This window comes from Rhodococcus sp. EPR-157 (genome assembly GCF_001647195.1).
In the GTDB taxonomy this organism is placed as follows: domain Bacteria; phylum Actinomycetota; class Actinomycetes; order Mycobacteriales; family Mycobacteriaceae; genus Rhodococcoides.
Window position 1 is genome coordinate 1 of the sequence record NZ_LVCV01000264.1, and the last position, 10,379, is coordinate 10,379.

The window sequence follows — 10,379 nt, forward strand, 5'->3', positions numbered from 1 at the left end:
GAACTCGAACGCGCAATGTCGCCATCATGCACAGATCCTTTGGACGCATACAAAATCGATTCATATTACAATCTCACAGGAAACCATATTGCCATTGAGTTTTGGACGAATGACCGGGAACCATTCCCGAGCAAGTCCTGGCACCAGCTCGTAGATACCGTTAACGTCAGACTCGGTACGATCGGTCGACCGCAAGTCAACAGTAAAGGCGATGCCCGATCCCTGGTTTGGTTTCCGATAATTCACGCCGGAAGGATTTGCCTTGAAAGCGTTACAGACGTTCTTCAGAAGTACGGCCGAATTCGAGCAGCAATTGGAACCGTGCAGAGTGGTGAAAATGGTTTTCGGAAGACAGCCAGGCAGGCAGAGCGCGCGGCCCGCGTGGTTTCGGACGGCAAGGTCGATATCAGTCCGGTGGTAACTTTCGAGGAAGTTGCAGCCATCACTCTTCTGCTCGAAGATCCGGAAAGCCTAAGGGATCTAGCGGAAGACTCACTCGGAGGCTTGCTTCTGGACAGTGCGCGGAACCGCTGGCTCCGCGAGACCTTGCGAGTCTACCTGGCAAACAACTGTAGCGTTACCGCGACCGCTCACGACATGACGATCCATCGCAACACGGTCAAATACCGCATCCGACAAGCAGCGAAAGAGTGCGGTTGCAAGCTGGACGATGCCGGCATCCTCATGAACCTCAGGATTGCGCTGGATGCCGCGTGGTGGACACCCAGCACAGTACTCAAATTACCCATACCGCTCGGCTCAGTAGACGCACGGTTGACGGTTTGAGCAGGGTGGCTGCGACCCGGCTCAAACCTTCCAGGTTTCCAGCGCCACGTTCGTCAGACTCCATTGCCATGCTGATTCACGATTGTTGCTATCAGAATATCGAATGCCGCATTCGGTGAAAGCGACTTGATTCGGTCATTGATATCCATTTCTTTGCCCTCGATTCCTTCACTTGTCGCAATGTTCGCCGCATTTGATTCGACAGATCCTTCGGACGTCTCCAAGATTCGACCGGCCCACACTCCGACTGGCGAAGGATCAGTAGCAAGATACTGCTCGCAGTCGGTCAGTATATGACATTTCATGCAAGAGTCCGCTGCAGTTTTATGACGCGCAGCTCGCTGAGCAACCGTCTCGTAGGGTGGATCGGATTCGTAGTCCCACAGTTCGGGCTCCCCCTGGCAGGGTGTGACCAGCACCCGACCACGAACTGCGAGACGGTCCAATGCTCGATTCAAGGTTGATTCCTTTAAGTACGGGAGCGAACTCGATACGACCTAGTTGTACGATAGCCATTCCTCATGTGTCAAAGAGGGAAGGATGAGTTGTGCATAAAGAACAAGGACTCCTTGCGACTTTGGCCAACTTGGACATATCACAGAACGGTGCCGATCCAGTACGATCGACACCACGACGACGGCTTCTTCAGGCCTCCATGAATGCAGTGGAAATCGAGGTATCGTGCTGGATTTTGTATTCTTCACATTGACACCGCTCCTACTGTTCATGTTGGCACCCGCGTGGATTCCGTTGACTTACCATGGGTGCGCGAGTCTGATCGAACGCCGAAATATTCGCGACGTGAAAATCAGCCAGATGTAGGTCGAGCTACGCAGACGAGGGGTGTGCGTAGCCGACCTCTGCAATGGAGAGCTTTTCTGACGCCACACGCCGGCAGTTGTGCCGAGTTGCATGCTCTGCGTTCGCTGTACGCCGCTCGGGAAACCTACCGAAAGAACAGATGAGTTCTTCGTAGGTGTTCGGCTCACCGCTGCGCCTGGTTCGTTCGCCCGCCGATAACGCCACTGGTCGCATCTCTGGCAGCATCGACGCGCTGGCGACAGCGACATCATCCCCCACCACCAATGTCCGAACGCGCCTAGACTTCTATTCATGAGTTCCGTCCACACTGCGCGCCCTGATGGTGGCTACCGGACAGCGGCAAGCACTCTCCTTCGTGCGACCGCGTTAGACGCATTGAGCGCTCTCCTGCTGCGGCAGAGCTGGAAGTCCGTGACCATGTCCGAGGTCGCGAAGGAAGCCGGTTTGTCTCGACAGACCATCTATAACGAGTTCGGGTCCCGGCGCGGTGTGGCGGAGAGCTACGCGATACGACTGACCGATCAGCTGGTCAGTGTGGTGGACGATGGACTCTACACTTGCGTTGGTGATATCAGATTGGCGCTCGGCCGAGGTTTGGCTGCGTTTTTCGCCGTCTCCGAACGTGACCCATTGGTCAGATCGCTACGAGAAGAAGACGCATCCGCAGACCTCCTGCGGCTCATTACTGTTCACAGCACCCAGCTTGTCGAGCGAGCCGCAGATCACCTCTCTGCCACATTTCAGCGATGCTGGGTGCAAGCCCCGAAACGCCAAGCCGATATCCTGAGCACGTCCATCGTTCAGATGGCCTTGGCGTATGTCTCACGGCCCCCGACTGACGCAGCCCAGACCGCCACCGATATCGCAGACCTACTCGCTCCGTACATCGAGGGGTTCCAAGATTTTCAAGCCAATCCAGAGTTGAGCAAGACGACTCGATTCGGTCGACCGTAGCGACAGCGGTGTAGCGCCGCTAGCGTCGGTGTCACGCAATATTCCCATTCTCAAGACAAACGAACTTCCGGACAAGAATCCGTCCAGCTTGCCACCACCTCAGTTCCTGGCGTGATCGACGAAAGTGTCGTCGCAAACGTGGGTGACGGCTATGTTCGGTGGAGTCATAAACTTGTGAATTCGGGTCAAAGGAATCACCGTGAAGCTGAGCGACGAGGGCGTGCCACCGCTTGCGTTCGTGCAACTGCTCGAACGCCGCGCACTCGACCCTGACGCCGCCGCGCGCCTTCGTGCAATCATGCACCGCGAAGGAACCAGTGAAGCGACGCTCATTCAGCATGACGTCCAGGCACCGATACGGTGGTTTCGGGAGGTCTATCCCGAACTCGATATCGCCCACGCCACTCGACTCGGACTTGCGTTTGCCGAGCAGGCCCAGTTGACATCGTTCGGGCCCCTGAGTTCACCGTTGATCAGCGCTGGTTCGGTCGCCGAGATCGTCGATCTCCTGACATACCTGCCATTGATCTCCACGGCGTTGAAATCGCAGTTCCACACTGGCGACTACGGTCTGATCGTCGGGCTCACTGCGCACACAGGCGATTCCGCACTGGACTGCTTGGTCATCACCTACGGCGGGTCGGCGTTATTACGACTGCTGGACATGCTCGCCGGTGACATATCGCCGGTGACACTCCATCTGAGCTGGCCGGAGCCGACCGAGGTGAGCCACGACAAAGGTCCGGGGGCGAATCGCCGGTTCTTCGACGCTCCGATTTCCTTCGTCCACGTACCCGAGGACACACTAAACAAGGCTTGTCGGTTCTCGGACCCTCTCGCATATCGACTCGCTATCACTGATCTGCAGCGGACACTCGCCCAGCGGAGTGGGTCCATGTCATCCGCCGAGAAGGTGAGGCAACTGTTGGAAAAGGACCTCGGACAGCGAACCAACCATGATGTTGCACAAGCATTGTCGATGTCGAGCAGCACGTTGAAACGGCGGCTTGCCGAAGAAGGAACCACCTACAGCAAGGTCCGCCACACGCTGCTGTACGAACGCGCGATGCTACGGCTCCTCGATCGCTCGGTTTCGGTCAGCGAGATCGCTTCCGAACTCGGATACAGCGACCTCGCCAACTTCTCTCATGCCTTCAAACGCTGGACCGGGCGCTCTCCGAAAGATTTCCGAAACCCACGACTCTCGGACGACCCGGATTCGACGTAGACCACACAGACGGGGTCAGATCGATGCATCGTTCGTTCGCGGCCTGGTCGATCTTCGTCTCGGAGATGTCGGAGACGTCACCGCCTCCCTGCCGTGAGAAGAAGAGTGTGTGCAGACCCGAGTACGAACCACTTGTCACTCGACGGTGTCGGCCGGTACGCGTGCGGTCTCCGATTCGAGACAGTCGACGAGTGCTTCCAACAGGCTGTCCGCGCGGGTTTCGACATCGGCGAGGACGGAGTCCACGTCGTCGAGAAGACCGTGGGCGTGTCTACGCGCAAGCGTTCCGCGTTCGTAGTAGCCGGGGTCGAGCAGGACCCGCGGTACTGGATCCGGTGCCGTGCTCTGCTCCGGATGTTGTGACCGCGCAGTGGGCTGCAGGTGGGTGGGTGCCCGTCCGTCCAGGTGCATTCGCACGATGCCCGCGACCGCACGGGCGGTCAGCGGGGTCGCAGTCAACGGGGTGTGGCCCCACCGGTCGATAGGAGTCGACAGCGGCTGTTTCCCGGCCGGGTCGAAATACCGGTCGTATCCGCCGAGCCCGGTGCCGTCCACGGCATCGAGAGCGTCGGCGAGCATTCGGGTGCTCGGATACCGGGTCCGATGGCCGAGTACCTCACACCAGCGCTGATACACCATCCGCGGCGAGATGCCCGTCCCCGCCAGCGCGAGGGAGGTGAGGGTATGAACGCCGATGCCTGTCTCGATGCGAAGGGCGTCGAGACCCGCATCGGCGGTGACATCGCATGCCCGCAGGGCCGCGATCTGCGTGTACGGCAGACCTGTCGTAGCGAGCGTGAGGATCAGTACGTCTCTGCGTGCGAACAACGCTGACGGCCAACCGTATTCGGGAAGCCGCGCGATGATTCCGCCGATCACGGCTGCCACCTCTTGCAGGCGCGACGTACGCGCCACGTCCAGCGCAGCCCGAACGATCTCCGCACACCCCGGAGGGGGTAATAGATGCCGATGATGAGCGGTGTCGATCACCGCGATCCGGCGGCGTTGGGTCGTCGGCGCGGCGGGGTGCGCGTGGAGGAACCGAGCAAGTGACTCCGGAGAGGCCGCCAGTGAGGGTTCGCCATGGGCGGTGCACCAGTCCTCGAACAGTGACCACGTGTGCCGATCCCGCCTCGGTATCGACGTGTTCGTGATGTCCGCTGGTCGTATCGGACAAGGGCGGTCGTCGTGGTCAGCATCTGCCCCGGTCGACCCGCCGCCGGTCACTGGCTCGGTCGGGTGCCCGGTCATAGGCCGAGCTCGGTGACCGCGTTGCCGACCAGAGGGGCGTGCTCGCGGGCATATGTTTCGACCATTGCGGGTGTGGTGTGCCCGGTTTGGCGCATGATCGCATGCGCCTCAGCTCCGTTGCGGAAGGCTTGCGTGACGAAGCCGGAACGGAGGGAATGCCCGCCGAGCTGAGCGACGGTGACGGGGTCGTATCCAGCTCGAGTAGCGCGGCGGCGGATCGCCGCGTGCACCGCGGCTCCGGACAGGGCTGAGTCGGAGAGGTTGCCGTTCTTGCGGACGGACCGAAACAGAGGGGACCGTTTCTCGACCACAGGAAGGGTGCCGCGACAGATATGGGAGTCGAATTCCACTGCGCGGGAGAGTATTCGGATGACAGCAACTCTGCCGCCGGTGTCGAACGCTGCGACGATCTGCAGCCAACGCACCCACGCGCAGACCGGGCATGACTCGTAGCGGTCAGTGAACGGTAACGCCTTCACTGCTCCGGTGCCGTCCTGGTCGGTCTTCGACTTCCGGATACGTACGTGCGCGCCGTCGAGACGGTCGCGGCGGACATCGCGGCATTCGAGCGCCACGAGTTCACTACGTCGAAACGCGCCGGTGTAGCCCATCAGCAGCAGCGCGGTGTCGCGCCGTTCGAGGACCTCCGACGCCCACCCGATCGAACTGCGACGCGAGTACTCGACGATCGTGGTGATGTCGGAAGTCAAGAGCGGCGCCCGCGGATTGCGGGGCCGCTCCCCCGCCGACGCGTAGTCGCGGCGGATACCGGCGAGGGTGGCGCGCACCATCTCGTGCCCGCACGGGTTGTCGTGGCCCGTAGCGCGGTGACGGTCGGCGATCGCAGCAACCCACTTACCGAACGTCGACGGTGCGTACGCTCGCGTCCCGTCGACTGTGAGTGTGTCGGCCGCTCCGACGAGGTAAGCGGCCACGGTCGCCGGATGCGCCGGCATCACCTGATGTCCGTGCAGGGTGCACCAAGTCTCGAATCGTCGCCACGCCGATGCGTAGGCGCGGCGGGTTCCGGCCGACCGAGCCGATGCCATCGAACGTTCGATCCGGGCTGCAACGTCAACCGACAACTCGGGAAGCGGTGCCGAGCCGCCGCTGAGAACGATCGAAAGCGCGTCCGCGTCCGCGTTCACCAACGGTTCTCTCATGACGGGAACTGTAACGGAGCCCCCCGACACAGTTCGCGAACCGAAAAGACGCTCAGCTGGCGTTTCGTCGAAGATGCTGCGGGAAGGAAAATTCTCGTTGGTCACCGCACAAATAACGTTGGTGACTATGACCCCGGCGCGAAAACGGCCTTCTCGGCTGTCGCCGCGCGTGCATCGCGGACGACCCCGCTCCATCGGGCGATAGCTATGTCGGCGGATGTTGCAGCGGGATCCCGTGGTCGAGGAACAGTTGCACCGTCTCATCCAGCTCCGCTGCGGTGCGGCACCCCCAGCGCAGGAAGTTGTACAACGAACTGGCGGATGCGGGATCGACGCGCGCTGCCGCGATGGCGGCCTCGGCCGCAGCGTGCGCGTCAGCCCATAAATCGCGCTCGGGTGCGGGATAAGACGAGCGCGTCGGAGCTGTCCCAGGATCGACCGGCTCATACGGACGTGGGCTCAGCAGAGATGCGTGCACACCGCCAGCATCGATCTCACCGCTCTCGACCATCGCAATGCCGATCGCTGCGGCCTCGAGGACTTTCGCCTGCTCGTCCCAGTGCAGGTCCTCGAACGGAACCCACGCGGTCCGGAGCGGGCGAGAACGACCGGCGGCCTTCCAGATCGCAACGAGCCTCGTCGCCCACCGTCCGGTGCGAACCAGTGGCGAGGACACTTCGTCGACGACGGTGCGCAGAAGCCGGAACCACACTGCGGCATGTACCCGGCCTGGGCCGAGTTCCACCCATCCCGTCGTCAGAGCCTCGGTGCTGCGCCGATCGAGGTCCGTGACCGCCGAGGGAACCGGAACGGGCGAGACCCGTTCGTCCGAACCGAACCGGACTTGGTCCCAGAAGATTGCATGACCAGGGAAAGCAGAGCAGGGTTCGAGTCGACAACGGTGGTCGAGGCAGCTGCTCAGCACCGAATATTGATGCAGCAGAGTCATGTTGATATCAGCAGTGGATTCGAGGCTGTCGATACATGCCGGGCATGCCCGACTGCGCGGAGTGCTCGCCCACGGCAGCCATGCGTCGCTCGTGGGTGTGCGGCGGCGTTGATCCTCCCTCGCGAGGTCGGCCGGTAGCAGGATCGAGAATTGGTGGACGTAGGTGTCGAAGTCGCAGTCGGCGGGGTCGGTGCTGTCGAGCAGCCACGGTGTCCACCCCGCCAACGTCATCATCCGCACCCTCTCTACCGGGACTGCGCCGCGACCGGCCAGCTCGGCGAGGATCGACTCCGGTGTGTAGCGGTCGAGATCCTCGACAGGACAATCGATTTCGAGGTCCGAAAGCAGGTCAGAGGGCCTGATGTGCGGATACAGCTCGCATATCCGGGCCAACCATGACGAGAGGACCTCACCTGGCAGTGGCTGCGGGTGCAGCGGCCACGGGCGAACGTACGCATCACCGGGCATCGCCGCGAGCCGCACGTTCACGCGAGGTGGCGTTCGAACTGGCGACGTCGCTCCGTAGGGCCGAGGTACGGAGTGCGCGTGAGCACCGATGAGGTCATCGCTTCCTCTCCGCTGTCGACGGCGGTCACTGCTGCGGCAGTGAGCAGCGTTGTCAGTTCACCGATGGTGCCCTCGGAGCGAGTAAGGAGGTAGTCGGTCATCTCCGGTGATGTCAGGTGCGAGGGTTTGCGGAGGGGGAAGCTCGTGGTAAAGCTGGCCAGCAGTGATCTGGTGTCGGCAGTGTTGGTCCAGACCGGCAAAGTCATGGGGTGGAATCGGTTCTCCAACTGGGGATCGGTCCGGATGGCGAGGTAGGCGTCGCGGGTTCCGACAGCGACAAGAGGAATGCGTAGTTCGTTGCCCAGGAACCGCAGCACGTTCAAGAATTCGCGGCGGACGTTGTCGCGGCCAGCGAGAACATTGTGGAGCTCGTCGATGATCAACATCCGTACGCCGGTGGCGCGGAGCAGCATCAATGCTTGCTGTTCGAGTTCGTGGACCCGATTGCGGGGCCTGGTCGGTGTTCCCAACGCTGCGAGCAGTGCGAGGTAGAACCGGCCGGGTGACGGGTCCGGGGGCATCTGCATGCACAACACCGGTATCTGCTCGCGGTCGGACAAGCTGATCGGCGGATGAGTGCGCCGGAACTTTTCGATGATCATCGACTTGCCGTTGTTCGTCGGACCAAGCAACAGCAGGTTCGGCATACGCTGCCGATCCGGCCACGACAGCAACGTCTCCAGATGGTCGATGACCGTACGGGCCTGCGGATACCCGATCCACCTCTCCGACCGGATCAACCGGATCCGGTCCGCGTCGTCGAGTGCGGTGAGCGGTCGAACCGACTCCCGCAGGTGCCCCAAATCCTCGCTGGACGACTCGGTGGGTTCGTCCCTGCTTCCTGTCGATGCGGTCATCGCCTCACCATTCCTCGATGTCGCTGAAGACCGGCGTTGCGGTGCCGCCGTCCGTTCGAGGCTCCACCGGCGGGTGGATCGCCGGGATCGGTGCAGACGCGGCGCCGGTGAGATGCGTGCGGCGGGCACGGTTGCGCCGGGCCTTGCGGGTGGCTTTCTGCGAGCGGTCGGTGACCTCGCGCATCTGCTCGATCATCGAAAACAGTGCGCTCTCATCGACGTTCGACCGACCTTGTTCGCGGAGACGGGCGATAGCAGCTCTGTGCTCCCACAGTGTCACCGCGGGATGTGACATCGTCCGGTACGGCACCTCGACATAGCCGGCACCGTCTGGTTCGAGGACCCAGATTCTGCTCAAATCGCGTGGGTCACGTCGTATCACGAACCGCCCCAAATCCTCTCGCCGCGCAACCCACGGTTTGAGCGCGTTCGAGAAGTAGTGCACGTGATCGAGAACGAAGCCCGTGCGCGTCAGACGTCGCCGGATGACGGGAAGAAAGTCCACCAGGAACGCGGTTTCGCCGAGCACCACACGAGGGGCATGACCAGCTGCGGCGACCCCGCCGGCCCACACGGCGGCCGAAGTGTTCCCGATCCCTGTGTGAACGCTCGCGTGATACGAGGCTATGGCCAGGACCAGCCAGCGCTCCAACTCACGCAATGTCAAAGCCGCATGCTTGTCCGAGTCGTACCTTCCTCGGTCCGCTGGGTTCGAGAAGGTGGTCCCAGGCAGCTCGTGCACCGCCGTCATCGCCGTTCCGATGATGCGTTCGACGATCCCGCCGTAGTGCGGTCGGCCCGGAGGACGGTATTCGAGTGTGATGGCGTGCTGGGCGCATCCGCGGCGCAGCGCTTCGCTTTTGAACTCGGAGGCGTTGTCGAGATACAACTGTTTCGGCTTCCCTGCCATCGGCCACTGCACCTGCTCCGCGAGCTCGCATGCCTCCAGCCATGTCTGCTTCTCGCAGCACACGCGGCCCAGGCACAACCCGACCGATATCGACGACGGCGCCTCCAGAGTGACGACGAACCCGAGTACGGAACGGCTGAGGACATCGATGGCGATCGTCAGGTAGGGGCGACCGATCGGTTGCCGCTCGTACTCGTCGACGATCATCAGATCGACGACGGTGTGGTCGATCTGGACCTGATCGAGAATCCCCGCAACCGTCGGTGGACTGTCGCCGGCGGACTGACGTGGGCGGGCGGCATCGGGTCCTCCGCGTGACCTGGCCACCGATGCCGGATGGAGGGCGGCGATACGCGCGGTGACAGTGTTTCTGGCCGGAACTGGCAGACCTGCGCGGTGACAGGCCAATGCTATACGTCGGTGCAGCGCAGCGATACTGAGCTTCTGGCGGTGAAGAAAATAGCGGGTGAGATGATCGCTGATCACTTCCTCGACGTCAGCGGATATACGGCTGCGGCCACGCCCACCCGGCGAGACCTTCGTCAGAAGGTCGGTGACCGTACCCGTCCCGTCCCTGAGTTTGCCAAGCAACGCATAGACCCGACGCCGCGATAAGCCCAGTCGTTCGGCCGCATCATCGACCGCTGCCAAACGCACCGGATGCATCTCCGTCATAGGAGCTAACACAGCGAATCGGGTCTCTGCCTGCGCCCACCGCTCCCCCGACGCCGTCAGCACACCGGTCTCTACGATGGCGAGCTTGCCCGTGTCCACCACAAGCCTCCCCTGTCACCGAGAGCCGAACACGATCGTGCAGCGCACTTCTGACATCAGAATGTCAGAAGACCACTGCACTCACCCACAAATCGCCAGCAAAAAGTGACGCCGTCTT

At 61.9% G+C, this 10,379-nt stretch carries 8 protein-coding genes; 3 read left to right on the forward strand and 5 right to left on the reverse strand.

Annotated features, from left to right (window positions below; genetic code table 11):
- From A2J03_RS29910 to A2J03_RS12120, 3 genes are all read left to right on the forward strand, one after another.
- Positions 1-786 (forward strand): helix-turn-helix domain-containing protein (locus A2J03_RS29910; RefSeq protein WP_231912494.1); only part of this gene is annotated, 786 nt, incomplete at its 5' end.
- A 1,113-nt stretch (positions 787-1,899) separates the two neighbouring features.
- On the forward strand, positions 1,900-2,562 hold the full coding sequence (locus A2J03_RS12115) for a TetR family transcriptional regulator (RefSeq protein WP_045840684.1): 663 nt from the start codon (positions 1,900-1,902) through the stop codon (positions 2,560-2,562).
- Positions 2,563-2,761: 199 nt separating this feature from the next.
- A complete protein-coding gene (locus A2J03_RS12120) occupies positions 2,762-3,790 on the forward strand; it encodes a helix-turn-helix domain-containing protein (protein WP_068046087.1) in 1,029 nt (342 codons plus the stop codon).
- Between the two features lie 135 nt (positions 3,791-3,925).
- On the opposite strand, the gene A2J03_RS12125 is transcribed toward A2J03_RS12120, so the two are convergent.
- From A2J03_RS12125 to A2J03_RS12145, 5 genes are all read right to left on the reverse strand, one after another.
- Positions 3,926-5,041 carry a recombinase gene (locus A2J03_RS12125; RefSeq protein ID WP_231912495.1) on the reverse strand — a complete coding sequence of 372 codons (1,116 nt, stop codon included), beginning with the start codon at positions 5,039-5,041 and terminating at the stop codon, positions 3,926-3,928.
- Positions 5,038-6,204 carry a site-specific integrase gene (locus A2J03_RS12130; protein ID WP_068373931.1) on the reverse strand — a complete coding sequence of 389 codons (1,167 nt, stop codon included), beginning with the start codon at positions 6,202-6,204 and terminating at the stop codon, positions 5,038-5,040. The genes A2J03_RS12125 and A2J03_RS12130 overlap by 4 nt, the downstream gene beginning before the upstream one ends.
- Before the next feature lie 205 nt (positions 6,205-6,409).
- Entirely contained in the window at positions 6,410-7,642 is a 1,233-nt protein-coding gene (locus A2J03_RS12135) for a TniQ family protein (protein ID WP_197480732.1), read from the reverse strand.
- Positions 7,639-8,577, reverse strand: a complete 939-nt coding sequence (locus tag A2J03_RS12140) for a TniB family NTP-binding protein (protein ID WP_068373933.1) — start codon at positions 8,575-8,577, stop codon at positions 7,639-7,641. Before A2J03_RS12140 ends, A2J03_RS12135 begins: the two co-directional genes overlap by 4 nt.
- Positions 8,578-8,581: 4 nt before the next feature.
- A complete protein-coding gene (locus A2J03_RS12145; protein ID WP_068373936.1) occupies positions 8,582-10,261 on the reverse strand; it encodes a Mu transposase C-terminal domain-containing protein in 1,680 nt (559 codons plus the stop codon).
- Between the last annotated feature and the right edge of the window lie 118 nt (positions 10,262-10,379).

Excerpts from the sequence above, each read along its gene's own strand:
- A2J03_RS12115 (WP_045840684.1), top strand. The coding sequence starts at position 1,900 with ATGAGTTCCGTCCACACTGCGCGCCCTGATGGTGGCTACCGGACAGCG.
- A2J03_RS12125 (WP_231912495.1), bottom strand. The coding sequence starts at position 5,041 with ATGACCGGGCACCCGACCGAGCCAGTGACCGGCGGCGGGTCGACCGGG.
- A2J03_RS12130 (WP_068373931.1), bottom strand. The coding sequence starts at position 6,204 with ATGAGAGAACCGTTGGTGAACGCGGACGCGGACGCGCTTTCGATCGTT.
- A2J03_RS12140 (WP_068373933.1), bottom strand. The coding sequence starts at position 8,577 with ATGACCGCATCGACAGGAAGCAGGGACGAACCCACCGAGTCGTCCAGC.